This is a genomic window from Neobacillus muris, assembly GCF_943193175.1.
GTDB lineage: Bacteria > Bacillota > Bacilli > Bacillales > Cytobacillaceae > Neobacillus > Neobacillus muris.
On the sequence record NZ_CALPDF010000041.1, the window covers coordinates 12,930 to 39,734 of the forward strand.

Consider the following 26,805-nt stretch of genomic DNA (forward strand, 5'->3'; position numbering starts at 1 on the left):
CAGCTGTAAATGACTATGGGAAAAACTAGATAGGATTCCATCAAAAAACATATAAAAATAATACGAAAATTTTTGATAGTTATCAAAAAAGCCATGACTTACAAAACGGAGTTAAGTATAATAATAGTATATATGCTACGGTGTCCGAGTGAAGGGAGGTACTCTGGTTGGATATCAATCAAATTTTCATCAAAAACATTCAAACTAACAAATTGGATGGCATTTCTTCCAAAGGAGAGACACAAAGTCAGAATATAGAAGGTACTTCCTTTGGTCAAATACTAGCAAAGTTTGCATCAATGGGGCAAAAACAGTCCGTAACGAATCAGGAATCCACTGCGGAGGAAGGCTTTGAACTGGCTGATACGGTTGAAATGACGGAGGAAGATTGGAAAGAACTTGACGATTTGTTAACAGCTATTTTGTCAATGATTCAGCAGGTTTCAAATCCTTTGGTTACACAAAATGAAGTAGTGACTACAGAAACCGGTTATTTACCTTTAAACCAGATGATCATGCAGAACGTTGAGACAAATTCTTTAAAGGTTGATCCTTCTAGTGTTCAACGGCAAGTGAGTTTACTGCCTGAGGCAATTGGGGAGACACTGGAGTCATTTTTGCAAAAGTTAGATGAGAAAAATCTTCTAATTAAGTCGTCCCAAAGTCGAGACAACAACAATATGGAAAACATCATAAACAAGCTTCTAGATAATCAATCACAATTAGGAATTCCTACCGACTTAGCGGAAAAAATGCAGCAACTAATAGGCAGTTTGGAAGTAAAGCCATTAAATAGTTCAGTTCCCTTTTTGGAACTTGGTCCGGATGAATCACAATTTGCACTGCCAATAACGGATGAAGACGCTGTTCAGGAATTGGTAGTAACCGATAAAGAGGAACCGACATTAATCGTTAATCAGCCGCTCTCAGGAACACATGAGAGGAACACGGCACCAGCAGCGGCCCCGCCAACATCGCCGCTTCCTGTTTCACAATTTGTACCGGAAGTCAGTGAGTGGTTCGACCGCTATATGAAACTGACCGATAACAGGTCCGGCGGAACTGTGGCAACACTTTCGTTATCTCCAGAGCATTTAGGTGATATCCAAATTAAGATCCTTTCAGAACAAGGACAGGTATCTGCCCAGATCGTTACAGACACTTCTGCAGCAAAGGACGTTTTAGAAGGACAGTTACAGCAATTGAGGCAGGCGATGCAGCAGCAGGGACTCCAGATTCAAAGGCTGGAGATTATTTACAATAATTCCCAACCCCTGCAAACCAATCAAGCAGCCTTATCTTTTTCTCAAGGTGGTTTTAGCTCTAGTTCAGGACAGCGGCAGAACCATACATACGAGGAAGATATCAAGAAACATAGAGAAAAGTTTGGAACCGAGCAGAATGAATCCATAGCGGTTACATATGGAGGAAGTGCTCTACGGACAGCATCGCAAATTGATTTTACCGCATAGAAAGGAGAAGGGCTATGGCAATGTGGACGGATATTTCGACTGTTGGCCAAAACAGTTCGATCTTTACTAATACGAAATCCTTTGAGGAAAAAAGCAATTTGGGGAAAGATGAATTTCTAAAAATCCTGATAACCCAGCTTTCTAATCAAGATCCTTCCAGTCCTCTCCAGGATAAGGATTTTATTGCACAAATGGCTACTTTTAGTTCATTAGAGCAGATGACCAATCTCAATACTTCATTTAGTAAATTCGCGAATAATCAGATGGGGCAGTATGCGGCGGCCATTGGGAAGCAAGTTACATGGACACCGGCTAATTCAAGCATTTCACAATCTGGTGTAATCACCGGAATATCCACCCAAAATGGAAGTTATTTTTATCTGGTAGGGAATGAAAAAGTGCCTATGGAAAATGTAACGGAAATTAAACTGGCAGCAACGGATTCAACTAATTCAGCTAACCAAGCGTAGGAGGAAATACGATGTTAAAGTCACTTTACTCTGGAATCTCAGGAATGAAGGGGTTTCAAACTAAACTCGATGTAATTGGAAATAACGTTGCTAACGTGAATACGGTCGGTTTCAAAAAGAGCCGCGTGATGTTTCAGGATATTATTAATCAAAATATTGCTGGTGCCAGCGCCCCGACTGCTCAAAGCGGCGGAGTCAATCCAAAACAAGTAGGATTGGGGACGAAAATTGCTTCGATTGATACAGTTTTTACACCAGGGAGTCCTATGACGACGAATGTCGGGTCCGATTTGGCCATTGATGGAGATGCATTCTTTGTGGTTACTCCACAGTCAGGCAGTGGCGGCAACTATTTAACTAAAGCTGGTAACTTCAGCCTGGATGCAAGTGGTAATCTTGTAAATTCAAACGGATTCTTCGTACAGGGAATCACTGTTGAGTATCCTACAGAAGAAGCTGCTGCGGCAGGAGCAATGCCAATTCAACATCAATATCCAATTAATATCTCAGTCGATGAAATAAGTAATCGGGATGCAGACGGTAACGTCCTTAAAGATGAATTTGGAAGGGATATAGAGCCTACTAAATTCACATCCTATTCGATTGATACGAATGGATACGTTAACGTAGTCGATGAAAATGGCAGAAGCGGAAAGCTTGCAATGGTAAGGGACCAGAATAGTCCTTATTACGGCCTTTTCTATCTAAACGATAGTCTTGGAAACGATAATGAGAATGTGTCATTAGCGACGGCGGTTGTTACAAACCCGGGTGGATTGGAAAAAATAGGGAATACGATGTTTCTGGATACTGGAAACTCTGGGGAACCTAATATTGACAGGATTGAGAACAATAAAGGCGGTCAAATTAACTCAGGTATTCTTGAAATGTCAAACGTCGATCTAACGGAAGAATTCACGGAGATGATTGTGGCACAGCGCGGCTTCCAGGCCAATGCCAGAACTATTACTACCTCTGATTCCATCTTAGAAGAAATCGTCAACTTAAAACGATAAACTATCAGGGCAGGGGTTAACATGAAATCCAGATTAAAATCAATTTTGCTGATTGTCATAGCAGCGATGATCCTGCTTGGCGGAACATGGTTTGCCCTATCAAAATTCACAGGGAAAAAAGAGCCAGAAAAGCTATCAGCAGATGAAATTGTGGCGCGGATAGTTGAAACAGAACCAATGACCACCAATTTGAGTTCTGGTGGATATATTCAACTAAAATTCAAGATTGAAACCAGCTCCAAGAAAGCGAAGGAAGAACTGGAGAATCGCCAATTTCAAATAACCAATATTGCGATTCGCTTAATGTCTGCGATGAATGAAGAGCAAGTCAAAAGCCCAGACGGAATGGCGCAATTTGAAAACAATATGCAGACTGAATTAAACGAACTGATGCAGGACGGAAAAATCGTCCATATCTATACAACAAATAAAATGATTCAATAACTCAAGGAAGAGTTAGGGGGATAACCGTTGGCTGATGTACTATCGCAACAAGAAATCGATGCCCTATTATCGGCCATTCACAGTGGCGAGCTGCAAGCATCCGAAATGACGGAGAAAAAAGAAAATGTAAAGGTATATGATTTTAAGCGTGCTATGCGATATTCCAAAGAGCAGCTTCGCAGCATAACGCGCATTCATGAAAATTTTACACGCTTACTTACTTCTTATCTCTCTGCGCAGCTTAGGACATTTGTTCAAATCGAAATCGATTTGGTTGACCAAGTTACCTATCATGAGTTTATTGCATCGATTCCGTCAAAAACGATATTGAATGTTTTTGAGGTCAAGCCAATGGACGGAAAAATGGTAATGGAAATCAATCCACAGGTTGCTTACGCCATTTTGGAACGTTTGCTAGGAGGACAAGGGGACCCCGCCACACGGACCGGATCGTTAACGGAAATCGAAACTGTACTTATGAAAAAAATTTTTTCCCAGGCATTTTCTTATTATAAAAACGCCTGGGAAAATATTGAAAATATCAACGTCAATTGGGAAGCAATCGAGTCCAATTCGCAATTTCTTCAACTCGCCTCCCCAAATGATACGGTGATTATCATTGTTCTCCATACAACCATTGGAGAAATCAGCGGCCGAATGACCTTATGTTTACCGCATTTAACTGTGGAGCCGGTGCTGCCGAAGCTGTCTTCCCATTTATGGCTGTCGTCCATGTCACGAACGAATGTCTCACAGGAAGAGAAGATAAAGAAAAAAATAGATGCAGTAAACGTCCCAGTCATAGCCGAACTGGGACGAGCAACCCTGCCTGTTTCAGAACTATTAAATCTTCAGGTGGGTGATGTAATAGGAATCGATGCCGGAAAGCTTCAGGTAAAAGTGGGGCAATTTACTAGATTTCTAGGGAATCCTGGAATTCAAAAGGGCCATTATGCTGTTCAAATTGATCATAAGGTTCAAACGGAAGGAGATGAGCGTTAAATGAGTGAGGCTTCATTATCACAAGAGGAAATTAATGCGCTATTTAATCAAACGAGTTCAAACACAGCTCTGGAGATAGATGATTTTTTAAGTCCAATGGAAAAAGATGCTTTAGGTGAAATTGGAAACATCTCTTTAGGAAGCTCGACAACCGCTCTATCAACTCTATTAAACCAACGGGTAGAAATCACAACCCCGAAACTTTCCGTCATTGAGCAAGATCGATTATATGAAGAGGAAAGTGATCGGAAGGTCGCTGTTCATGTCGATTATACGGTAGGATTACGGGGCAAAAACTTGTTTATGATTAAAGAAAATGATGCAAAGATCATTGCTAATTTAATGATGGGCGGAGACGGAGCGGTATTAGATGATGAAATCTCAGAATTACATTTAAGCGCCGTACAGGAAGCCATGAATCAAATGATGGGGTCTGCAGCTACATCCATGTCAACCATGCTGCATCAAAAAGTGGATATTTCTCCGCCATCCATCGATTTAATGGATTATCCGCCCAATAATCTAGAGGATCTTCAGGATGATATTATTATAAAAGTGTTGTTTCGATTAAAGGTCGGCGATTTAATAGATTCCAATATGATTCAGTTAATCCCGCTATCCTTTGCGAAGGAAATGATTCAACAGATCCTAGATCCGGGAAGACAAACCGCAGCTGGTTCGGCTGTCATTGAAGAGATGGAAGAAGCACCAAGCAAGCCTGTAACTAGCCAAATGGCAGTAAATGCTTCACCTTCCCCAGATATGAGCATGGAAAAACCTAAGGAAGCTCCGGTTCAGGCGAATGTACAGAAAGTTGAATATACTGATTTTTCCAATACAGTACCACAAGCTTCCTCAAGCAGTCCAAGCAATATCGATTTATTATATGATATTCCATTATCAATCACGGTTGAACTGGGCAGGACGGAAATGCAAATTCGGAAGGTGCTGGAACTTGGACCAGGTTCTGTGATCCAGCTTGATAAATTGGCAGGAGAACCAGTCGATATCTTGGCGAATAACAAACTGATTGCCAAAGGTGAAGTGGTCGTCATTGAGGAAAATTTCGGGGTGCGGATTACCGATATTGTCAGCCAAGCTGACCGTTTAACAAAAATGACGATGTAAGAATATTGGAGGATTGAATAAAGATGGCAAAAGTATTAATTGTAGATGATGCTGCATTTATGCGGATGATGTTAAAGGATATTTTAACGAAAAATGGAATTGAAGTAATTGGTGAAGCTGTAAATGGTGTAGAAGCTGTTGAAAAATATCGTGAATTGCAGCCGGATGTGGTGACCATGGATATCACGATGCCCGAAATGGATGGCATTACGGCTGTAAAACAAATTAAAGCCTCTTACCCGCAGGCTAAGGTGATTATGTGCTCTGCGATGGGACAGCAGCCAATGGTATTGGAGGCCATCCAGGCTGGTGCTAAAGATTTTATTGTGAAACCATTCCAGGCAGACCGGGTAATGGAGTCCATTAAAAAAGTATTAGCTGGTTAATAAGTTTGCTTACCGAGAAGGGGGAGTAACTCTTGGCTTCGCCAAAGATGGGAAATTGTCCGAGATGTAAAAAGCTTTATCTAAAGATTAGGGATATTTGTGAAGAATGCTACCAAAAGCAAGAAACGGAGTTCCAGGCTGTTTCGGGTTATTTGCGGGAGCATAAAGGTAGTACACTTCAAGAGGTAAGTGAGGCTACAGAGGTATCGATTGCGCAAATTCGGCAGTTTATTCTCAGCGGTCGGATTATGCTTGTCCAGTTTCCTAATTTAACATACCCTTGTGAAATATGCGGAACAGAGATTCGCAAAGGAAGAACTTGTTCCAGCTGTACGGAGACAGCTAAACAGCTGGCTGATAATTTGAATAAAACGGTTGATGAGAAAAAAAGCTATTTAAGAGTTATGTCTGAAAGAATATAAGGTTTAACTTTTCATTTTTAAAGGGGATCGAAATGAATGTCTAAGAGTTTATGGTTGACGCCTGAAGAAGTGATGATCAGAAAAAAGCGGAAGAAGGTAATTATATATGCCATTTCTGTGACTGGTACAGTGGTTCTCTCCGCTTTAGTAACCATATTAGCGAATGGTATTTAACAAAGGACTCTTTATGGGTCCTTTAAGATTGTCGAGAAAGGTTATCTTTCTCGGCATTTTTTCTTTTATCGGCGAGAACGGGTGGCTTACCAGCGGATTTGGAGGGTTTACCGGCGCTTTTTGCTTTCTTACCGGCACAGAAGAAATTCAGCACTGGTACACACTATTTGCACAATAAAAAAGCTGTCCCCAATAACGGGGGCAGCTTAGGTAGATCATTTACGAAGAATGATTATATTCACTCGTCGGTTCGTTTCTCGATTCTCAGGAGTATCATTGGCTACGACCGGTTTAGAATCTCCAAACCCTGCAAACTGCATCCGGCTTCCCGGAATTCCTTTACCCTCGAAATAATGAAGGACAGACAAGGCACGGGCACCTGACAGCTCCCAGTTGGAAGGAAACTTGGAACTGTGGATCGGCTGGTCATCTGTGTGTCCTTCAATAATAATCGAATTGTCCATGGGACTAATCATCCTGAAGATATCATCAAGAATCGGCAGAAAGTTATCTTTCAGATGATCACTTCCTGAATCGAAAACAATTCGATCCTTTAGGGTAATTTGAATGCCTTCCCCTAAGTCTGTCAAGCTGATTTCCGCATTCAATTGATTATTATTAATGTAAGATTGCAAGTTTTGCATCAATTCCTGAATTTTTTCTTCATTGGCATCTACCGTTTCATCTGCCGGTGCAGGCTGCTCTACGGGAGATTTATTCGTTTCCGTGCTTTTATCGCTCGGTGTTTTTCCACCGCTGTTTGTATCGAAAACTGAAACCGTATTAAAGGCATTATAGAGCGACTCGAGAACGGCATTGGCTTTCGCCGAATCTTCCGCCCTCATGGAAAATAACACAATAAATAAGGCGAGAAGAAGAGTCAGCAAGTCTGCATAAGGAATCAGCCATGACTCATCAATATGATCTTCTTCCGGATTGTCGAGATGTTTTTTCCTTCTAGCCATGGGAACCCTCCTCAATATTAGTTTGCCTGTTCAGATTCTTTCTTCGCCAATTCATCCGGAGTCAGATAAACATTTAACTTATGCTCAAGCTGCCGGCTGTTAATGCCCTCCTGCAGGGACAAAAGTCCTTCGACCATAATTTGGCGAATTTCAATTTCTTTTCTAGAAATTAACTTCAATTTATTACTCATCGGATGCCATAAGACATAACCGGTGAAAATCCCCAGCAAGGTGGCAATAAAGGCTGCCGCAATGGAATGCCCCAGTTTGTCAATGTCAGATAAATTCCCCAAAGCGGCAATAAGACCAATAACGGCTCCTAATACTCCAAGAGTTGGTGCATAAGTCCCGGCCTGTGAAAAAATCAATGCACCCTTACGGTGACGCTCTTGCATCGCACTAATTTTTTCTAATAAAACATCATTGGCAAAATCAGAATCAGTAGTATCGATAATCAACTCCATCCCCTGTCTTAGGAAAGGATCTTCAATATTAGGGATTTCACTCTCTAACCCTAGCAATCCTTCTTTTCTAGCCAATGTGGCCCAATTGGTAAACATGTCAATCACTTCAGACTTAGTCGGAAGTTTTTTGCCGCCGCCAAAGATAATTTTAAATAATTTAGGAACCTTTTTAATCTCTGTCATTGGGAAGCTGACAAATAGGGCTGCAATCGTTCCGCCAAATATAATTAAATAGGCGGCGGGGTTATTAACCAATGAAATAAGGGATGCCCCTTTTAAGACCATGCCTACGCCAACAGCAACTAATGCTAACACTATACCTACAAGTGTAGAAGGTTCTTTCATGAAAATTCCTCCTCTATATATACAGTCTTATACTTGTAATTTTCATATATTTTTATTTTATTTGATAAAAATTAGGAAAACAACTGTTTGTTTGATGGAAAAGATTATTTATCAAAAATAATCAAATACTATTAAACTAGCGCAAAACTCAACCGATAATACCTAAAAAAGGGTTATCATCTAGTGCTAGAGACCTAGTTGGTCCAAGGCCCATTCATTTTGATTGAAGAAACGAGTTACCCACTATTGCATCTAAAAAGGGTGCAAGTGTTCATTGCAAATAAGTGAGGGGAGTTTGACATGGATTTAAGCGGCTACTTAGAAATGTTTATTGAAGAATCGAAGGACCACCTGCAAGCAATAAATGATCAATTATTGAAATTGGAAACAGAACCGGATGATATTGGTATCGTCCATGAAATTTTCCGATCTGCCCATACCCTTAAGGGCATGGCAGGGTCAATGGGGTACGACGATTTGGCCTCATTGACCCACCAAATGGAAAACGTTTTGGATTTAGTACGAAACGGCAAGTTGGCCATTACTTCCGAAATGATGGATGTCATTTTTACATGTGTCGATTTAATAGAAAAAATGGTCGATAGTATTGAGCAAGGCGGCGATGGAAAAGAAGACGTGTCAGAAGTGGTGATGAGATTAGGGCAGATCCAAAATCCGACGATGGAACCAACTGCTGAAGAATCTGAATCTGTGAGTAAAACCACGGCAGAATCTCAGGCGCTGGAAATTGATGAGTTCCAAGCATCAGTCATTGCCCAGGCACGTGAGACCGGAAAGAACGTATACGAAGTTACTGTAACTTTGGATGAAAAATGCACCATGAAATCAGTACGTGCCTATATGATTTTTCAAGCGGCCGAGGAAAATGGGGATATTATTCAAACCAATCCTTCTGTTGAAGAAATTGAAGAAGAAAAGTTTGGTTTATCCTTCACCATGCTGGTCATAACGGATCGGGATGCACGGGAACTTCAAGTTCAAATCAGCAATATTACCGAAGTAAGAGAGGTCATTGTTTCAGAAAAGTGGAACCAAGAAGTCCACCCGTTGCCTCAAGTCTCAAAGGAAACCAAAGTCATCGCAAAACAAACGGAAGGGCAGCAAAAGGAAAAAGAAGAGCCCGATACAGCCAAGAAAAAGCATCGGTCAAAATCAATCCGTGTGGACATTGACAAATTAGATCAATTGATGAACCTGTTTAGTGAATTGATTATCGACCGTGGACGGCTCGAACAAATCTCCAGAGGTTCTCAGCTGCCGGAGCTGACTGAAACAGTCGAGCATATGTCCCGGATATCCACTGATCTGCAAGGATTGATCTTAAATATGCGGATGGTTCCGGTTGAGCAGGTATTTAACCGATTCCCGCGGATGGTCCGTGACCTTGCCAAGGAATTGAATAAGAAGGTTCAATTGGTGGTAGAAGGAGCAGAAACCGAATTGGACCGGACGGTCATTGATGAGATAGGCGACCCGCTGGTGCATTTGCTTCGCAATGCCTTGGACCATGGCCTGGAATCAACGGAAGAACGATTAGCCAGCAGCAAACCGGAGGAAGGGCTGATTTTACTAAAAGCCTACCACGGCGGAAATCATGTTTTCATTGAAGTGAAGGATGATGGTAAAGGGATTAATCGTGAAAAAGTTTTGAACAAGGCCATCGAGCGCAGCGTTGTCACGCAAGAAGATGCCAAAACACTTACCGACTCGCAAGTCTTTGAGCTGCTTTTCTCGTCAGGATTTAGTACAGCTGATAAAATTTCCGATATCTCCGGCCGCGGCGTTGGTCTGGATGTCGTAAAAACAAAAATTGAGTCACTCGGCGGAGTGATTACCATTGATTCTAAACTTGGCGAAGGCTCCACTTTCCGAATCCAGCTGCCGCTGACGTTATCGATTATTTATGCCATGCTGGTCAAAGTGGAGGATGAGACCTACGCCATTCCGTTTAACTCGATTGTGGAAATCACTAATCTATCCAGCGATCAAGTCTCTACCCTGTATGGTCAAAAAGTCATCCAGTTTAGAGGCCAGGTGGTTCCTTTAGTTTACTTGAACGAGGTGTACCAAGTACCGCCTATTGAGGAAGCCAATGAAAAGGAGCAGCTTTTTGTCGTCATTGTCCGCAAGGGGGATAAAACGGTTGGGCTGGTAGTAGATTCCGTACTTGGACAGCAAGAGGTTGTATTAAAATCATTGGGCGGCTTTTTAACCAATCTGTTTGCCATTTCAGGAGCAACCATTCTTGGAAATGGAGAGGTTGCATTAATAATCGATTCCAATCAATTCATAAAATAGGAAAGGGTGAAAACGTAAACCATGGAATTTTCCAAGATTGTTGCATTTAAATTAGGGGAAGAAGAATATGGGCTAGACATCAATTGCATTCAGTCCATTGAACGGATCGAGCATATCACGCGGGTTCCCAACGCGCCTGTGTACGTGAAGGGTGTCATCAATCTTCGCGGTAATGTGACACCGGTGATTGATCTTAAGAACAAGCTCGGACTGGGCCATACCGAGTTTACTGACATGTCACGTGTTATTATTACGAAACTTGAGGAGATTGAATTAGGCATGATTGTCGATCAAACAAATGATGTCATTGACATTGCCGCTGATTCAATTGAAGCGGCAGCCAGCAGTTTTGATTCTGCCTATTTTGACGGGGTGGCGAAAGTCGCTGGGCGGCTGATCATTCTATTAAAATTGGAAGAACTAATGAAAACGGGGGCTGTCTAAGCAAGCCTCCTAAAAATTTTTTCTGAAAAAGAGGAGATTGTATGTCTAAGCAGGATTATAAAATGCTCATATTTAAAGTTGGCCAGGAGGAGTATGGGGTAAACATCAACCAAGTCGTCTCGATAGAACGGATGCAGCCAATTACCTCTTATCCAAAACGGGCGCCCCATGTCCTCGGTGTGACTACCGTACGAGATGTGGTCACACCGGTTGTGGATCTGCGTGCCGCGTTAACCGGTGTGGAACTGCAGCCAACTGATGATACCCGAATAGTTATTGTCCAGGTGGAGAATAAAACCGTTGGCTTAGTAGTGGATGCAGCTACAGATGTGTTGAATATACCTGCTGATACGATTCAACAGCCGAATCTATTGCAAACAAGGGAAATTTCCTATTTAATCGGAATTTCTAAACTTGGCGAACGCCTACTAATTTTGTTAGAGATTGAAAAACTTTTGGAAGACACGACGAATTTAGATGAGCTAAAAGAAATGACAGAAGCATTATAGTGGAAAAAATTTTACATCTAGAAATGGAGAATAGGCAACATGTTTAAACACATCACAATGACAACAAAATTATGGGCCAGCTTTATGACAGTATTAGTATTGCTGCTCATTATCAGTATAATGTCTTATTTAAATTTAAACCGATTATCCGAGTCGATTAATGACATTTCCGATAAAGAAGTGGTTAAGGTAAAAGAAATTGGAAAGCTGAACAACAGTTTTAGCAAAGTTCGGTTATATGTAGCCAAACATGGAATGGCTCCCAACGATGAAAAGATGGATGCGGCTGAAATCACGATAAACAAGGAAATTGACAGTCTAAATAAAGAATTAACTGTATTTGATAAATTAATTGTCCTAGAGAAAAACCAAAAACACTTGGATAAGTTTGCTGATCTATTCTATGAATATCAAAAAAAGATTCCAACGGCTCTCAATCGGTCACGCGAGAACGATATGGAAGGCTTTAGCGAAATATTTGATGAAATGGGAGAAATCGGTGAACAGGCCTATCAGGAATTAGCGGATATCCAAAAAGACCGCGAGCAGAATTTGAAAAATCTGACCGATGAAGCGGCTAATAATGCTGACCTCAGCAAGCTAGTCATTCTTATTGTCTCGATTATCTCTGTCTTGTTGGGTATTACCATTTCGTTCTTTATTACTCGAACGATTCGCCGCACAGTGGCAGGGGTTGTTGATAACGCAGAATCGACAACTGAATCGATTGCGGAAATTAGAAAATCCATTGAGCAAAACGCCGTAAGTGCTAAAGAATTGGATGCTTCCATGAATAAAACAAGCGATTCTGTGAAGGATATTGTTTCTTCTATCCAACAGACAGCGGCCAATACCAATGTTACCTCATCCGGTGTAGATGAAATTTCAGCCGCAGTGGAGGAAATGAGCAAATCAATCAACGTGGTTGCCGGTAATGCCGATAAACTAGCGGCTTCTGCAGAAGAAACCTCTTCCGCCATCCAAGAAATGATGGCCTCTGTTGAACAGGTTGCTGGGAATGCTGGAAATGTAGGGGCTAGTGTCGAAGAAATCTCAGCTGCTATTGAAGAAATGAGCCAATCGATTGAGGGGGTTTCTGCCAGTGCGGACAATCTTTTGGTGACGGCTGAGGAAGCTTCGCAATCTGTCCAAGAGATGGTAGCGTCGGTGCAGCAGGTAGCCGGCAGCTCGCAGACAGTGAGCGAACTAAGCCTTCAGGTGCAAAATGATGCAAGAGATGGGATTGTGGCTGTCAATGAAACACTGACAGGAATGGGCGAAATATCAAACGTCATCGGCCAAACAAGTGATGTCATGGTCAAATTAGGGAAAAGCTCTAAAGAAATCGGCAGCATAATAAAAGTTATTGATGAAATTGCCGAACAAACGAATCTGTTAGCTCTTAATGCCACGATCGAAGCAGCACGAGCAGGTGAACACGGGAAAGGCTTTGCTGTTGTAGCGGATGAAGTAAGAAAACTGGCAGAAAGAAGTGCAGCGGCCACAAAAGAAATCGCTGGATTAATTACAGGTATTCAAAATGAAACCAGTATGGCCATTCATGCGATTAATGATGGAGCCGATAAAGTGGCGGCCGGCAATCAGTTAGCAGATAAAACGAATAATGCGATTCAGAAAATTTTTAAAGGCATTGAGCAAGTGACAGAAGAAATGAACCAAATCGCCAAAGCGACTGAACAACAAAATCAGCATGGCGCTTTGATCTCGGACGCTGTTAAAAATGTCGCCAGTCAAGCCGCGCAAATGACACAATCGACAAAAGAACAGTCCATTACGGCGCAAGAAATTGTCAAAGGAATCCTGGATACAAAGGATCAGGTTCAGCAAATTTCGCAGGCAACAGCCGAGCAGGCCAAGAACGGCCAGGACATTGTTACGGCGGTCGCAAATGTCACAAACCAATCCAGCTCAGTGACAAATGCGACCAGGGAACAAGCGCTGACGGCAGATGAAATTGTCAGCAACCTAAACAACATTAGAGATATGGTTCAACAAATGAAGGAAGCCGCCAATGACCAGGCAAAATACGGTGAAACGATTGCCGAGGAAGTGCAACATGTACGCGAGCAAACGGAAGCACTAAATAACAGCATCGAGAATGAAACAAAAGAGGCTGAAGTGGTTATCCAGGCGATTACTGGAGTAAATCGGCAAATAGAAAAATTAAAATAGCTGTTTGATAGAAACGCTTTCGCTTGATGCGGAGGCGTTTCAATATTAAAAGGTATTTCCCCTATCCAGCCGGAACTCTAGTTATTTTTTCCTAAAAGTTTAACATGAAATTGTCAAAGAATTAGGGTATAATAAGTTAAAAGTTTTTGATATTTTTTGATAGTTTTCGTTAAAGTGAAACAGAATGAAAAACAGGAGGTGGATGGATTGAAAATACAGGAGCCAATCCGAATCAATCGGGGGGATATCCCTGTTTCTGCAGCCGATAGGACTTCCGCCCATTCAGCTTCCTTCCAGGGAATCATGAAATCTTATTCGAAGGAATTAACCCAGGACCGGCTCACCCAGCTGCTTCAGGATATTGATCAACAAGGACAAAACCTAAGTGAAAATCCAACCTTCCATCAGTTGAAAAAATATAAAGATTTAGTCAAACAGTTTATGGGTGAAGTTTCGAAACAAGGAACAGGCCTTTATCAAACAGAAACATGGAATTATATGGGCGGCCACCAATCGTTAAAAACGGTTCGTGTGCTCGATCAAAAACTAATCGAATTAACCAGCCACGTTCTTTCGGAGCAGAGCAGCGGCCTGTCTATTTTGGAAAGAATAGGTGAAATTAAAGGACTGCTCATCAATCTTTATACATGAAAATAAGGAGTCTTAACAAATGAAGCTCTATATAAAGTCAATCGTGATAATCGGGATCATCACAGTGGCCGGTCTGGGGGGATATTTTGGCTGGGAATACTTTCAAAAGCCAAAGGATGCCGAAGCGAAAGAGTCGCCTTCAGCAGAGGAGCTGCTAGCAATGTCAGTTGATACTGAGTCCATTACCACCAATTTTAAGGATGGAGGATTCATCAAAACCAAATTTAAATTGATTACCACCTCAAAAGATAAAGCAGAAGAGCTAAAAAAACTTGAATTCCGTATCGAGAGCACAATCATTCAATACATAAATGAAGTCGATAAGGAAAATGTAAATGGTCCAGATGGGATTATTTCCCTTGAAGATAACCTGAAAACTGAATTAAACAAGGAGTTAGGTGATGATTCTATCACCAAGGTATATATGATTGAAAAAATTATTCAATAAGGAAGGAGTCCATCATGTTAAGAGGGATTTATTCGGCTGCTTCAGGAATGTTTTCTTTGGAGCGAAAACAGGAAGCCTTGGCAGATAATTTAGCTAATGCACAAACACCGGGTTATAAGAAGGATGATACGACGCTTCGGGCATTTCCTAAACTATTATTGGAACGGATTAATGACTTTGAGGGATCAGGACAGATTAATATTCCGGGGCAAAACGTACAGATTGGCGAACTGGTAAATGGTGTATATGCACAAGAACGTATCCCGAGTTTTACTCAAGGGGCTCTTGTACAAACTGATAACCCGCTTGACGTGGCGATTAATGACCAAGAAATCCCTGCCCAAGATGTAAATGGCCGCCAAGTAAAACCATCTGCCTTTTTTGCGGTGCAGTTAGCAGATGGAACGGTTGGCTATACGCGGAATGGCAAATGGGATTTAGACTCGAATGGTTATCTGGTAACATCGGAAGGCTATCGAGTATTAGGGCCAAATCAGCAGCCGATTCAATTAACAGATAGTATGAGCAAAGGGGATTTATTGATTGACCAAAAGGGACAAATTGTAGCCTATCCAAACGACCCAACGAGAACAAGGGTTGTCGGAGAGATTGGTATAGCTGTGGCTAATAATCCGTATGAACTTCAGCGGGCTGGCAGCAATGTGTATACCGCGGATAATCCGCTGGGCTTTGTTCAGGGAGGCGCTAATCCGAATGTTTCGCTGCAGCAGGGCTTTATTGAACAGTCGAATGTGGATTCAGGTCAAACGATGACCGATATGATGGTCGCAGTGCGCGGCTATGAAGCGAATCAGAAGGTATTGAATGTCTATGATCAATCCTTGCAGCAGCTGTATTCTGTTGGAAAAATAAACGGCTAATGACTGGAACAAAAGGAGAAATGAAACTTGAACACGTCACTGTATATTTCTTCAGGCGCATTATCTGCCTATCAACAAAAAATTGATACGTCCGCTAATAATGTGGCCAATGTTAACACGACTGGTTTTAAACGACGCGAGCAAAGCTTTTCGGAAATATTGGCTTCACAAGTAAACAACCAGCAGCGCGCCAGCCAGGAAACCGGACGTCTCACGCCAAATGGAATCCGTGTCGGTTACGGGGTGCGTACCGGGTTAACCCAGCTGAATCTGGAGCAGGGGCAGGCAGTGGAGACAGGAAATCCGTTTGATTTAATGATTAACGGCAATGGATTCTTTCAAGTAGGGACTCCTGGTGCTAACGGTGCCCAAGAGGTTAGTTATACACGGGACGGCAATTTTCACTTAAGCCCAGACACCAATAATCCGGGCAGCTATCATCTAGTCCATGCAAACGGCGGGTATTTATTGGATCAGAACGGCCAGCCCATCGAATTAAATGACCAATATGAAGTGAATATCACATCCAATGGGCAGATTCAATTGCGGGATAAGAATGGCCAAGGTGAGTCATTTTTATCTGGGCAGCAAGTAGGGATCGTTGATATTCAGAATCCGCATGTTTTAAGGAATCTTGGTGATAATCTGTTTGCCATTGATCCGGCAGCCCTTCCTGCTGGGGCAAATGCAGCAAACTATGTGAGATTGATGGGCCAAGGTGAGGTCAATTTGTCTTCCGGTTATTTGGAAGGGTCCAATGTGGATTTGACAAAAGAAATGACAGATTTGATGACGACGCAGCGCGGGTTTCAGCTGAATTCCCGTGCAGTATCGTATTCGGATCAGATGATGGGGATTGCGAATAACATCCTGAAATAGATTTCCTAAAGGGGATGCCTGCCGCGTCTCCTTTTTGCTAGATTGAAAAATGTTAAACTTTTCTGGGCTTTTTCCGATAGTAGTATGATAAGAGTACTTTTGCAAAGGGAGTGAGCGAATGATCAGCAATAATACATTAAGAGTAACCGGACTTGCCTCAGGGATGAATACAGATGAAATCGTTGAAAGTTTAGTAAAAGTGCGAAGCGCGAAGTTAAATAAACTGCAGCAGTCCAAAACATTAGCTACCTGGAAAAATGATGCCTATCGTGAGGTAAATAAGAAGGTTGATGAGTTCCTTAAATCCATGGAGAGTTTAAGAATGCAATCCACGTTTAATACACAGATCGCAAGTTCGTCTAACGAAAGTGTGGTAGCGGCGGTTGCCAGCGGGACACCGACACAAACCTCTTATAATATTACCAATGTACAGCCGTATCAGCCGGCGAAAGCTACAGCCGTGAAGTTTTTTGGTTCCAGCCAATTAGATACAAGCGCGACGTTAGCTAGTTTAGGCGTGACCGATGATGGATCGGGGCAGACATCGATTAAGGTAAATGGCCAGGAGTTTGTCTTCAATTTAACAGATCCTATTTCTAAAGTAATAGACGATATTAACGCAAATTCAGCACTAGGCATAACTGCAGCCTATTCATCAGCTGAAAAGGCGTTTACTTTTACAAGTAAAAATACTGGTCCAACATATGATATTCAGTTAGAAGAAGGCACAACAAATCTTTTGTCAAAATTAGGCATAACTCCAGGATCGGTAATGGGAGATAGCTATAGCAGCAGTGATACGAGTGTTTCTTTTGTAAAAGGAGCCAGTGCAGTACCTGCCAGCATGACAATCAATGGTTTAGAGTATCGGTCTGACTCAAACGCTGTAACATATGATGGCATGACCTTTTCTATCAAAGGGGCGATGACAGATAGCTCCTTAACGGTTACCAGCAAGAGTGATACAGATTCTATAGTAGAAAAAATGAAAACTTTTGTAGATAAGTATAATGAATTGATTGCGGATCTAAACAGCAGGTTAACTGAGAAAAAGTATCGTGATTATCCGCCATTGCTTGATGAGCAGAAAGAGGATATGTCAGAGAACGAGATAAAATTATGGGAAGAAAAAGCAAAGAGCGGGCTGTTAACTAGTGATTCTACCATTAACAGTTTTCTGACAGAAATGCGTTTCAGTTTGTCTTCCGTCGTGGAAGGATCAGGAGCTTTTAAATCATTAAAGGATATTGGGATTAGTTTCTCTACAAGCTACAGTGATAACGGGAAATTAATTTTGGATGAGGAAAAACTGAAAGGTGTACTACAAACAAATCTTGAAGATGTGAAAAAACTGTTCACCGATAAAGGGACAGGTGCTTCTAAAAGTGATACAACTGTGACGGACAGTAATATGCATGCCAACAGCGGTTTTGGCTGGAGGATGTATGATCGTTTGAATGCTACTGTTAAACAGCTGAGTACAATTGCTGGCTCTCTTAGCTCCACTGTTGACACGAATAGCACCATGGCTAAACAATTACAAGCCATTGAACTGAATATAAGCAATGAGCAGGATCGAGTAAATGCGTATGAAGAACGGCTTTGGAAGCAATTCACCTCAATGGAATCAGCCTTATCCAAACTAAATTCACAAAGTTCGTGGCTTTCACAGCAAATAGGGATGTAGTTAATAATGAAACTTTGCACCGACAAGTTAGTCGGTGTTTTTCTATATAAAAAGCCTAAACCATTTTAGGATTCCGCCGACATAAATACTATCATATAGGTCTCGATAAAAAAATTCTTCAAAAGTCTAAACCTATTGAATAAAGCACCGATAAAGATTAATACCAAGGGAGTTCTTGATAATTATCTTTTTGAAAAGATAAAAAAAGCTAAACACTTCTAATTTGATTCCGATAAAAGAAGTATAAGGCAATTGAACCAAGGAGGATGGCAACATGCTTATAATTGGCAGAGAAGTTGGGCAATCCGTCATTATTGATAATGTTATAAAAGTTACTGTTCTGCAAAATGGTTCAAAACCTTGGTTAATGGTGGAGGCACCAAAGGATATACATATCTCGCGCATGAAGCAAACCTTGCTTTGCAAGAGTGGAAGTAAAAAGCGGGTTAGGATGGTTGGAGATGCCGTACAGATTGGAGATAGTATACAGGTTACGATCCTTCAAACGGATTCCGGATTGCTTCGGTTCGCTATTGATGCACCAAAGGAAGTTAGCATTGCACGAGAAGAATTGTATAACACCAGCCATCATTTCGAGTTGAAAGAAATGACCATCTAGAAGTTTGCAAAAGGCTACACATTCTTTTGATAATAGACCTTGAGAGGTTTGTTATAGATTATTTTAATAAAGGAGCAATCCTTTAAATCAAAATTTAACATTAGGGGGACATTTATTTATGCGTATTAACCACAATATCGCAGCACTTAACACTTATCGTCAGTTAAATACTGCAAACAACGCCCAATCAAGTTCAATGGAGAAATTATCTTCAGGCCAACGGATTAACCGTGCTGGAGACGATGCAGCTGGATTAGCTATTTCCGAAAAAATGCGTGGACAAATCCGCGGTTTGGACATGGCATCTAAAAACGCTCAAGATGGTATCTCTTTAATCCAAACAGCTGAAGGCGCATTAAATGAAACTCATTCCATTCTACAACGTATGCGTGAATTAGCTGTTCAAGGTGCCAACGATACAAACGTTACGGAAGACCGCAATGCTATCCAAGACGAAATGAACCAATTAATGTCAGAAATTGATAGAATTGCTGATACTACAGAATTCAATACACAAAACCTATTAAAAGGTTCTTTCTCAGGCACATTCCAAATTGGTGCAAATGATGGCCAAAACATTAACATTGCCATTTCTAATATGAGTACAACAGGATTATCTTTATCTTCAACTTCAGTTTCTGTAAGTACACATGGTGCAGCAAGCTCTTCAATTGATAAATTAGATTCAGCAATTAAGCTTGTATCTGAACAACGTTCTAAACTTGGTGCTTACCAAAACCGCCTAGACCATACGATTAATAACTTAGGTACATCTAGTGAAAACTTATCAGCAGCAGAATCTCGTATCCGTGATGTTGATATGGCAAAAGAAATGATGGAGCAAACGAAGCAGTCAATTCTTGCTCAAGCTTCTCAAGCAATGCTTGCACAAGCAAACCAAAAGCCACAGGCAGTGTTGCAGTTGCTTCAATAATCGTAATAATTTTAAAGAAATATCGTGCTTTATCTCAAAAGCACGATATTTTTATTAAACTTATTACTTCTAGGAGGATAACAGAATGAAACCATTTATTTCATTATGTATGATAGTTAAAAATGAAGATAAGGTGCTGGGGCGTTGTCTATCATCAGTTGCTCATTTAGTAGATGAAGTAATAGTTGTAGATACTGGCTCAACGGATCGGACAAAAGAAATCGCAGCTAAATATACGACTGGAATCTATGATTTCGAATGGATAAATGATTTTTCAGCTGCCCGAAACTTTGCGGCTGATAAGGCGTCTGGAGAATGGATACTTGTATTAGATGCAGATGAATATATCGATGAGGATAATTTTAAAGACTTTGTCCAAGAAATAAAGGACGACCAAAACCAGTTTGATGCTTACACCGTAAAAATTCTTAACTTCACCGGCAATTTTGGAGAGAGCCTAGTACAAAATGCTCATGACCGAGTGTATAAAAATAATGGTGAGATACAATATATTCGGAAAATCCATGAACAATTTCATCATCGGCAGGGAAAACCATTAAATATAAAACTTTCCAGTCTGCAAGTTTTCCACTCTGGCTACTTGAATCAAGTGGTAAATGAGAAGGATAAAGGCTCTAGAAATATTGATCTTTTAGAAGATGAAAAAAGTTTTGGTTCCAGTGCGGCATTTGATCATTTTAATTATGGCAATGAGTATGCGTCAAAAGGAGACTATTCGAAGGCGTTAGAATCTTATTTAGAAGCTTACAAAGGAAAAGGGGATTTTAGGCTAAATTGGGTTTCTACTACATTAGTCCAAATTATCGTTTGTTTAATGCAGTTAAAAAGATATAACGATGCATTAAATGTAATCGGAGATGCAGAAAGAATTTATACCAATTCAGCCGAAATCCAGTTCCTTAGAGGAGAAATCTTTTTCTTAAGAGGACAAATGGATGATGCCAAACAAGTATTCCATCAAATAATTGACCATCAGGATAAGTATAATCATATTATTTTAAGGCCGGATTTAAAAGATCAAAAGCCGCACTTGAGATTGGCTGAAATCTATCTCTATGAAGAAGATTATAAAAATGCGATTCATCATTATTCAAGTGTAATCAATATCAATAAACATAATCATGAAGCCATAAAAAAGATGATCTCGATATTAAATAAATTCCATACAGCGGAAGAAATTGCTAATTTCATCACTACAAAGGAATTAGTCAATTCGATTAATATCCAGGACTATGTCAAAGCGAGCTTTGATATAGGAGAACCCCATTTAGCCTTGAAATTATTAGAAGGCTTTGAGGAAAATCATCCGCTTTTATATAAGATTGGACAATTAAAAAACGGATGTATGAACAAAGCACTAAATATGGAAGAGATTGATGAAATTTTAAATGTTTCCGTTATGAAAGATTTAGTGAAAGCGAATTGGATCAATATCTTAGATGTCTTTTTGTTACGGGAAATGAACAAGAAAAATAGAAAAGTTGCGGAACTAATGGTGGATTTTGAGCAAGAAAAGGTTTTTAAAGACTTTGCAGCCATGCTTACTGAAAATACCTTTAATGAGGAACTGGATGAGAACTTATTTATTTTCGCCTTGCAAACACTGATTCAATATCGGCGAATAGATTTATGTAAGGATTTACTAAATGAAAAAATGCAATACTTAAATAAAAAAAGTATATCTAAAGTAGCAGCTTTATTATATGTGAATGGGCTAAAGGCAGATGCCTTGCAGATATATGAGAAGTCAGATTGGAACTATTTTAATGAGCAGGATTTTATCAACATTATTAATAGTTTACTTGAAACGAATAATGTGGTGAATGCGGTGGAAATTGCGAAGTATGCACTTGCTATTTATGAGCAGGATTTTAGATTTTACAAATTGATAGTAGAAAACACGAAAGATAGGAATCTATATACAGAAACCTTGCAAAAAGCAAGAATGTTTTTTGTAGAAAGTCCTTATTTAAAGCAATTAATTTAAGTCCTGTTAATTAAACTGCGATATATTTTGATTCAGAAAGAGGAGTAAAATTGAAAATATCTTTGGCTATAATTGTAAAAAATGAAGAGAAATATATCGAAAGATGTTTGCAGAGTGTTAGCGGGTTAGTAGATGAGATTGTGGCAGTAGATACTGGATCAACTGATAATACTGTTCCTCTCATTAAGGGAATGAAAAATGTTAAGTTATATCATTTTGAATGGTGTGATGATTTCTCCTTGGCACGGAATTTTTCTATTGAAAAAACCACAGGAGATTATGTATTGGTATTAGATGCTGATGAGTATATCGTTAATGGCACTAGAATCGAAATGGAATCGATTATGGCTAAAGATATCATTGGCAGGATCCAAATTAATAGCCGTTTTAAAAAAGATAATCAAGAACATCATTCAAAGTCATATGTTTCAAGGTTTTTCCCTAGAGATGTAAGGTATAAGGGCGCCATTCATGAGCAGCTTGATAGTGAGAGGCCCAGAATCAACACCAATTTCATTGTAAGTCATGACGGATATTTTGAAACGAATAAGAGCGAGAGAAATATTCCATTGCTGCAAAAAGCATTGGAAAGAAGCCCAATGGATGGATATTATCTTTTTCAGTTAGGAAAAGAATTAAGAATCTCTAAGCAATATGAAGAAGCTTTTTCCTTTTTAAAGAAATCTTACGAACTCACAAATAACAAGGCTGCGTATTATAGTGAATTAGTAGTAGAGCTGATTAATAGCGGAAAAGAATGTGGAAAGGCAGAGATATTGCTTGTGATCAATCAAAATGAAGATATTTTGGGAAATGTTTCTGATTTTCATTTTGCAAAGGGCATGTTTTACTTAGATTATTGCTTAAATTATCCTAATCAGGCTCAGCAATATATTCGGAGTATCGAGAGCAGTTTTTTATCCTGTCTAAAATTAAATCAACATGACCCCATTGAATTTGTACAAGGTACAAGCAGTTACCTAGCTATGTATAATCTAGGCATATATTATGAGGTAACTGGATACATCAATGAGGCAATGGATTATTATGCATGGTCATCTGAGTACGGTTATTTATTGGCAAAAAGACGTCTTCAAGAATTGATAAGGGATAATAAACGAACTCATTAGAAAAATATACAGGAATTAGAATATTGGAGTGAAAAAAATGGCTTCTTTAGAGCAAATTGCACAATATATTAATAACAATGAAATTGAACAAGCTTATAATGGGATCATCGAATCGGAACAAAAATTAATAGATAATGCAGAGTACTGGAATCTAAGGGCATTATTGTGCGTGAAAATCGGGGAATATGAAACGGCAAAAGGCTGTTTGGAGAGGTCGTTAAACTTAAACCTCCATCCTGAAGAGGCAGATGCTTTATACAATTATGCTTATGTCCATGAGAAAATAGGCAAAGTTCAGGATGCGAAAAACTTATATAATCTTTATTGTCTTCTTACAGATGATAGAGATCAGCTGGATGAGATTTTTCCGCAAAATGAAGGTTTCATTCCCGAAATTAAACTTTTGATTAAGGAAATGAAAAGTAATTTTGCAGAAAGTGAATGGTTTCTCCGGCTTAAATCGAGTTATATAGAGTCTGAATATATGAATGATTCTACAGAAAGTGTTTTATTATCAATTATTATACCTTCCTATAATGCAGCTAAATATATTCGTGAAACGATTGAGTCTGCCCTAGTGCAAACTGTTGAAAATAAAGAAATCATTATTGTAAATGATGGATCTACCGATGAAACACTTCGTATTATAAATGAATATTCCCATATCCCCGAAATTAAAATTTTTGATAATGTTATAAATCGTGGTGCTAACTACACTTATAATTATGGCCTTTTACAGGCTAAGGGGAAATATGTCACATTTCTTGATGCAGATGATCTCTATCTTCCTACCTATTGTTCTAGAGTGATTGACGAGATCGAGGAAAATCATGCTGATCTAGGGTTTGCTAATTTGTTCGCTATGGAAGGGTTTCAAAAACTAGAAACAACGCTTTACGGTGTTCCTCGTGACCCGCGTTTCCAGGGCATATTTGGCGGCCAATTTAATAGGTTCCCTGCAGCGCATGTACTTCGGAAATTTGTCCTTCAAGGGGTGCACATTAGCCCTAGATCCATTTATAAACGTGAATTGTTTCTTAATTTTGGATTAGAAGATAGCCGGCTTAAGATTGCTCATGATTGGTTAAGGCATATTCGTTTTATGATTAATAATGCCAAGTGTGTTTTTGTTGAGGAACCTCTTGGCTACTATCGAATCCATGGAGAAGGAAATTCTCAAAAAAGCGGCCTGAATAATTTAGTGGAGAATCTAAAGGTAATGGAAATCGTGGAGAAAGAGCTTTATCATCTTATGGATGAGGAAGAACGGGCCATTACTCATATGATGAAAAAGAAGTTTCGGACAAAATTGTTTATGTTTTTGGCAGAATCCAATTTAACCAATTCGGAAATTGTTCATTTTTTACTTGATAATGGGTTTAAATCTTAAAGGAATGTTTTTCCTGTCTGCGGCAGGAAAAACTAATCATAGTATAAAACGCAATATTTTATAAAGAATAGTGTGATTATCAGGAAAGGCGACTAATGGATGATACGGAATAAAAGCATGGAACAAGAAAAAAATCACGGCAAAAAGAATAAATATTTGGTTATATGCAGAGTAGGAGATCAATCCTTACATCGTGAATGGATATTGCCTTCAGAATTCAAGAATTTCGATATTTTTATTGATTATTATGGCTCGGATGAGAATAGATATATAGAAGATAGTGATTTTTACACGGAGAATAAGGGGTTAAAGTGGCCAGGTTTATTCTCGTTAATTGAAAGATATAAAGACATTGTGTTTGATTATGAAGCTGTATGGTTTCCAGACGATGACATCAAAACAAATGCAAAGACGATCAACGAGATGTTTAAGCTTTTCAGTTATTACGATTTAAAGTTAGCCCAACCCGCTTTAACGAAAGATTCCTATTTTACCCACGGAATTACAATTGTAAACAATCATTTTAAACTAAGATTCACTGATTTTGTAGAAGTGATGGTCCCGATATTTTCTCGGGATGCTTTATTGGAAGTTTATCAAACATTTAATGAAAGCCAATCAGGCTGGGGGCTAGATAATATTTGGCCTAAAAAACTTAAAGCGACGGAAAAACAGATAGCAATTCTGGATCAAACACCGGTTACACATACTAGACCAGTGGGTGGGGGAGAATTATATGCAAAATTAAATATTTCCCCACATCTTGAAGTTAGAAAGTTGCTGCGTAAATATGACGTTTTATTGAAAAAATTTATCGTTTACGATGGAATTTTGGCTGACTCACAAAAGGTTTATAGTGATAGTTATGCACTTGATCTTGGTATTCATATTCTTAGAGGGGCACCCAATGAATTAATATCTGTAACTAAATTTGAAAATGAATATCTATATCCAAATATAACAAGACACATGAAGAATAGTTATTCTATGCAGAAAGTAACAGAGATCATTATGTCCATGGATAAAGACAACATTTCAAATTATATTGATATAGTATTGGATTTCCATGATAGCATGATCATAAATGCAATTGAACAGTACTCCAATAACATCATTGGGCATATGAACCTGATTGGAGAAGCCTTGATTCAGGATGAACAACTAGAAAGAGGTTTGATGTATTTAAATAATGCTTTTGTTTTAGATGAAACTAATTCTATTACCCTTTATAATTTGGCAAATGCTTGTTATGTTTTGGGGAAATATGAAAATGCTTTACATTTTTTAAACTTAATTAGAGATAAAGATTCAAGAGATTTAGAGCTATTGTATAGAGTAATGAGTAAATCAAACAAAGTATCATTCTAATTTCCTTTTATAAAGTTCTCACCCAAACTTTGTTCGGCCTGCTGGATCTCCAGCAGGCTCTTTTTCATTTAGTATAGATGCGCTTTTTCTAAACATTCCTATCAACCTTCCGACAACTAGTATGTAAAAGCAAAAACACGGCTCAATGTCCAAACCAGATACTAAGCTAATCAAGCATTTTACTAAAAACTAGCTAGTTGTTATCCAATTTAAGGAGGTACAGCATGAAAAAACAGAACAAATCCAAGGGGAAATTTAAATGGAACAGTACCAGAAACAAGCTGATTGCCAATATGACCGCCATGGCGCTGATTCCATTGCTTGTATTAACCATTGTATCCAACGTGATTACAAAAACTAATTTTACTGATGAACTAGAACACACTACGGAGGAAACCACTGAGCAGGCAAGCAAAAGCCTGGATTACAAATTACAAGGCGTGGCCAATCAATTACACTTATTATCCCATAACATCAACTTCACCGAGTTTTATGAGAACCCGATGAATGCGACATACGGTTTCTACCTATTGGAAGGTACCTTAAACACAAGTGACGAGTATGCCAACGTTTATTTTGCGTCTACGAAAAAAGATATGGTAATGGCGCCGAAAGATGAGCTCCCTGAAAACTATGACCCTACCCAGCGTGATTGGTATAAAGGGGCGGTAAAGAAGGACGGGCAGGTTTTTTACAGCGAACCGTATCAAGACGCTGTCACGAATCAAACCATCATCACTATTGCGCAGGCGGTAAAAGATAAGCAGGAAAACATTGTTGGGGTTGCGGCTGTCGACCTTGATATCAGCAATTTTTCCAAAGCAGTAAGTGATATCCAAATCGGGGAGAAAGGCTATATGACCATCATGAGCAGTGCAGGCATCTTTATCGCGCACCCTGATAAAGCGATGATGGGCAAGAGTGCCAAGGATCTCGATTTGTGGAAAGACATGGCCAAAACGAAAGAAGGATATAGTAACCCTGAATTATTCACAGATTTTATGAAATAGGCAAATATCGCCTATCTAATAGGCTTTCTTGTAAATCGTTCGTGCAT

Annotated in this window: 27 protein-coding genes; 25 read left to right on the forward strand and 2 right to left on the reverse strand. The window is 39.6% G+C overall.

Features of this window, described 5'->3' with window-relative positions; translation table 11 throughout:
* Window positions 1-167: 167 nt before the first annotated feature.
* The 9 genes from NFS43_RS19810 to NFS43_RS19850 are packed head-to-tail and all read left to right on the forward strand — an operon-like array spanning window position 168 to window position 6,514.
* On the forward strand, window positions 168-1,472 hold the full coding sequence (locus NFS43_RS19810; protein WP_251554530.1) for a flagellar hook-length control protein FliK: 1,305 nt from the start codon (window positions 168-170) through the stop codon (window positions 1,470-1,472).
* A 14-nt stretch (window positions 1,473-1,486) separates the two neighbouring features.
* Entirely contained in the window at window positions 1,487-1,942 is a 456-nt protein-coding gene (flgD, locus tag NFS43_RS19815; RefSeq protein WP_251554531.1) for a flagellar hook assembly protein FlgD, read from the forward strand.
* 11 nt (window positions 1,943-1,953) lie between these two features.
* Entirely contained in the window at window positions 1,954-2,958 is a 1,005-nt protein-coding gene (locus NFS43_RS19820) for a flagellar hook-basal body complex protein (protein ID WP_251554532.1), read from the forward strand.
* A gap of 21 nt (window positions 2,959-2,979) precedes the next feature.
* On the forward strand, window positions 2,980-3,402 hold the full coding sequence (locus NFS43_RS19825) for a flagellar basal body-associated FliL family protein (RefSeq protein WP_251554534.1): 423 nt from the start codon (window positions 2,980-2,982) through the stop codon (window positions 3,400-3,402).
* Window positions 3,403-3,429: 27 nt separating this feature from the next.
* Window positions 3,430-4,404, forward strand: a complete 975-nt coding sequence (fliM, locus tag NFS43_RS19830; RefSeq protein WP_251554535.1) for a flagellar motor switch protein FliM — start codon at window positions 3,430-3,432, stop codon at window positions 4,402-4,404.
* Complete coding sequence (gene fliY, locus NFS43_RS19835) at window positions 4,405-5,532, forward strand: flagellar motor switch phosphatase FliY (protein ID WP_251554536.1); 1,128 nt, start codon at window positions 4,405-4,407, stop codon at window positions 5,530-5,532.
* Window positions 5,533-5,555: 23 nt separating this feature from the next.
* A complete protein-coding gene (locus tag NFS43_RS19840; RefSeq protein WP_251554537.1) occupies window positions 5,556-5,918 on the forward strand; it encodes a response regulator in 363 nt (120 codons plus the stop codon).
* A gap of 32 nt (window positions 5,919-5,950) precedes the next feature.
* Window positions 5,951-6,340: a TIGR03826 family flagellar region protein gene (locus NFS43_RS19845; protein WP_251554538.1), complete on the forward strand. Its 390-nt coding sequence runs from the start codon at window positions 5,951-5,953 to the stop codon at window positions 6,338-6,340.
* Between the two features lie 36 nt (window positions 6,341-6,376).
* Window positions 6,377-6,514, forward strand: coding sequence for a hypothetical protein (locus tag NFS43_RS19850; RefSeq protein WP_251554539.1), 138 nt, complete (start codon window positions 6,377-6,379; stop codon window positions 6,512-6,514).
* Window positions 6,515-6,729: 215 nt separating this feature from the next.
* Here the strand turns inward: NFS43_RS19850 and NFS43_RS19855 are convergent, their stop codons facing one another.
* On the reverse strand, window positions 6,730-7,479 hold the full coding sequence (locus tag NFS43_RS19855; RefSeq protein ID WP_251554540.1) for an OmpA/MotB family protein: 750 nt from the start codon (window positions 7,477-7,479) through the stop codon (window positions 6,730-6,732).
* 17 nt (window positions 7,480-7,496) lie between these two features.
* On the reverse strand, window positions 7,497-8,288 hold the full coding sequence (gene motA / locus NFS43_RS19860; protein ID WP_251554541.1) for a flagellar motor stator protein MotA: 792 nt from the start codon (window positions 8,286-8,288) through the stop codon (window positions 7,497-7,499).
* 300 nt (window positions 8,289-8,588) lie between these two features.
* Here motA and NFS43_RS19865 point away from each other — a divergent pair, with 300 nt between their 5' ends.
* The 16 genes from NFS43_RS19865 to NFS43_RS19940 all read left to right on the forward strand — a co-directional run bounded on the left by NFS43_RS19865 (window position 8,589) and on the right by NFS43_RS19940 (window position 26,758).
* Window positions 8,589-10,607 (forward strand): chemotaxis protein CheA, encoded by a 2,019-nt coding sequence (locus tag NFS43_RS19865; protein WP_251554543.1) that lies wholly within the window; start codon window positions 8,589-8,591, stop codon window positions 10,605-10,607.
* Window positions 10,608-10,628: 21 nt separating this feature from the next.
* Entirely contained in the window at window positions 10,629-11,051 is a 423-nt protein-coding gene (locus NFS43_RS19870; RefSeq protein WP_251554544.1) for a chemotaxis protein CheW, read from the forward strand.
* 41 nt (window positions 11,052-11,092) lie between these two features.
* Window positions 11,093-11,560: a chemotaxis protein CheW gene (locus NFS43_RS19875; protein WP_251554545.1), complete on the forward strand. Its 468-nt coding sequence runs from the start codon at window positions 11,093-11,095 to the stop codon at window positions 11,558-11,560.
* A 39-nt stretch (window positions 11,561-11,599) separates the two neighbouring features.
* Complete coding sequence (locus NFS43_RS19880; RefSeq protein ID WP_277613981.1) at window positions 11,600-13,753, forward strand: HAMP domain-containing methyl-accepting chemotaxis protein; 2,154 nt, start codon at window positions 11,600-11,602, stop codon at window positions 13,751-13,753.
* 207 nt (window positions 13,754-13,960) lie between these two features.
* On the forward strand, window positions 13,961-14,404 hold the full coding sequence (locus NFS43_RS19885; protein ID WP_251554547.1) for a YaaR family protein: 444 nt from the start codon (window positions 13,961-13,963) through the stop codon (window positions 14,402-14,404).
* A gap of 19 nt (window positions 14,405-14,423) precedes the next feature.
* Window positions 14,424-14,852 (forward strand): flagellar basal body-associated FliL family protein, encoded by a 429-nt coding sequence (locus NFS43_RS19890; protein WP_251554548.1) that lies wholly within the window; start codon window positions 14,424-14,426, stop codon window positions 14,850-14,852.
* Window positions 14,853-14,866: 14 nt separating this feature from the next.
* A complete protein-coding gene (locus tag NFS43_RS19895) occupies window positions 14,867-15,733 on the forward strand; it encodes a flagellar hook-basal body protein (RefSeq protein ID WP_251554549.1) in 867 nt (288 codons plus the stop codon).
* Window positions 15,734-15,760: 27 nt separating this feature from the next.
* On the forward strand, window positions 15,761-16,612 hold the full coding sequence (locus tag NFS43_RS19900) for a flagellar hook-basal body protein (RefSeq protein ID WP_251554550.1): 852 nt from the start codon (window positions 15,761-15,763) through the stop codon (window positions 16,610-16,612).
* A gap of 118 nt (window positions 16,613-16,730) precedes the next feature.
* Window positions 16,731-18,299, forward strand: coding sequence for a flagellar filament capping protein FliD (gene fliD / locus NFS43_RS19905; protein ID WP_251554552.1), 1,569 nt, complete (start codon window positions 16,731-16,733; stop codon window positions 18,297-18,299).
* A gap of 274 nt (window positions 18,300-18,573) precedes the next feature.
* Window positions 18,574-18,918: a carbon storage regulator gene (locus tag NFS43_RS19910; protein WP_251554553.1), complete on the forward strand. Its 345-nt coding sequence runs from the start codon at window positions 18,574-18,576 to the stop codon at window positions 18,916-18,918.
* A 118-nt stretch (window positions 18,919-19,036) separates the two neighbouring features.
* A complete protein-coding gene (hag, locus tag NFS43_RS19915; RefSeq protein WP_251554554.1) occupies window positions 19,037-19,852 on the forward strand; it encodes a flagellin Hag in 816 nt (271 codons plus the stop codon).
* A gap of 85 nt (window positions 19,853-19,937) precedes the next feature.
* Window positions 19,938-21,860 (forward strand): glycosyltransferase, encoded by a 1,923-nt coding sequence (locus NFS43_RS19920; protein WP_251554555.1) that lies wholly within the window; start codon window positions 19,938-19,940, stop codon window positions 21,858-21,860.
* A gap of 50 nt (window positions 21,861-21,910) precedes the next feature.
* On the forward strand, window positions 21,911-22,990 hold the full coding sequence (locus NFS43_RS19925; protein WP_251554556.1) for a glycosyltransferase: 1,080 nt from the start codon (window positions 21,911-21,913) through the stop codon (window positions 22,988-22,990).
* A gap of 37 nt (window positions 22,991-23,027) precedes the next feature.
* Window positions 23,028-24,380, forward strand: a complete 1,353-nt coding sequence (locus NFS43_RS19930; RefSeq protein ID WP_251554557.1) for a glycosyltransferase — start codon at window positions 23,028-23,030, stop codon at window positions 24,378-24,380.
* Between the two features lie 117 nt (window positions 24,381-24,497).
* The gene (locus tag NFS43_RS19935) at window positions 24,498-25,748 is read left to right on the forward strand and encodes a DUF707 domain-containing protein (protein ID WP_251554558.1); all 1,251 of its coding nucleotides are present in this window, start codon (window positions 24,498-24,500) and stop codon (window positions 25,746-25,748) included.
* A 224-nt stretch (window positions 25,749-25,972) separates the two neighbouring features.
* The gene (locus NFS43_RS19940) at window positions 25,973-26,758 is read left to right on the forward strand and encodes a cache domain-containing protein (RefSeq protein ID WP_251554559.1); all 786 of its coding nucleotides are present in this window, start codon (window positions 25,973-25,975) and stop codon (window positions 26,756-26,758) included.
* Window positions 26,759-26,805: the final 47 nt, after the last annotated feature.

Excerpts from the sequence above, each read along its gene's own strand:
- flgD (WP_251554531.1), top strand. The coding sequence starts at position 1,487 with ATGGCAATGTGGACGGATATTTCGACTGTTGGCCAAAACAGTTCGATC.
- NFS43_RS19820 (WP_251554532.1), top strand. The coding sequence starts at position 1,954 with ATGTTAAAGTCACTTTACTCTGGAATCTCAGGAATGAAGGGGTTTCAA.
- NFS43_RS19825 (WP_251554534.1), top strand. The coding sequence starts at position 2,980 with ATGAAATCCAGATTAAAATCAATTTTGCTGATTGTCATAGCAGCGATG.
- fliY (WP_251554536.1), top strand. The coding sequence starts at position 4,405 with ATGAGTGAGGCTTCATTATCACAAGAGGAAATTAATGCGCTATTTAAT.
- NFS43_RS19840 (WP_251554537.1), top strand. The coding sequence starts at position 5,556 with ATGGCAAAAGTATTAATTGTAGATGATGCTGCATTTATGCGGATGATG.
- NFS43_RS19850 (WP_251554539.1), top strand. The coding sequence starts at position 6,377 with ATGTCTAAGAGTTTATGGTTGACGCCTGAAGAAGTGATGATCAGAAAA.
- NFS43_RS19855 (WP_251554540.1), bottom strand. The coding sequence starts at position 7,479 with ATGGCTAGAAGGAAAAAACATCTCGACAATCCGGAAGAAGATCATATT.
- motA (WP_251554541.1), bottom strand. The coding sequence starts at position 8,288 with ATGAAAGAACCTTCTACACTTGTAGGTATAGTGTTAGCATTAGTTGCT.
- NFS43_RS19865 (WP_251554543.1), top strand. The coding sequence starts at position 8,589 with ATGGATTTAAGCGGCTACTTAGAAATGTTTATTGAAGAATCGAAGGAC.
- NFS43_RS19870 (WP_251554544.1), top strand. The coding sequence starts at position 10,629 with ATGGAATTTTCCAAGATTGTTGCATTTAAATTAGGGGAAGAAGAATAT.
- NFS43_RS19875 (WP_251554545.1), top strand. The coding sequence starts at position 11,093 with ATGTCTAAGCAGGATTATAAAATGCTCATATTTAAAGTTGGCCAGGAG.
- NFS43_RS19880 (WP_277613981.1), top strand. The coding sequence starts at position 11,600 with ATGTTTAAACACATCACAATGACAACAAAATTATGGGCCAGCTTTATG.
- NFS43_RS19890 (WP_251554548.1), top strand. The coding sequence starts at position 14,424 with ATGAAGCTCTATATAAAGTCAATCGTGATAATCGGGATCATCACAGTG.
- NFS43_RS19895 (WP_251554549.1), top strand. The coding sequence starts at position 14,867 with ATGTTAAGAGGGATTTATTCGGCTGCTTCAGGAATGTTTTCTTTGGAG.
- fliD (WP_251554552.1), top strand. The coding sequence starts at position 16,731 with ATGATCAGCAATAATACATTAAGAGTAACCGGACTTGCCTCAGGGATG.
- NFS43_RS19910 (WP_251554553.1), top strand. The coding sequence starts at position 18,574 with ATGCTTATAATTGGCAGAGAAGTTGGGCAATCCGTCATTATTGATAAT.
- hag (WP_251554554.1), top strand. The coding sequence starts at position 19,037 with ATGCGTATTAACCACAATATCGCAGCACTTAACACTTATCGTCAGTTA.
- NFS43_RS19920 (WP_251554555.1), top strand. The coding sequence starts at position 19,938 with ATGAAACCATTTATTTCATTATGTATGATAGTTAAAAATGAAGATAAG.
- NFS43_RS19930 (WP_251554557.1), top strand. The coding sequence starts at position 23,028 with ATGGCTTCTTTAGAGCAAATTGCACAATATATTAATAACAATGAAATT.
- NFS43_RS19935 (WP_251554558.1), top strand. The coding sequence starts at position 24,498 with ATGGAACAAGAAAAAAATCACGGCAAAAAGAATAAATATTTGGTTATA.
- NFS43_RS19940 (WP_251554559.1), top strand. The coding sequence starts at position 25,973 with ATGAAAAAACAGAACAAATCCAAGGGGAAATTTAAATGGAACAGTACC.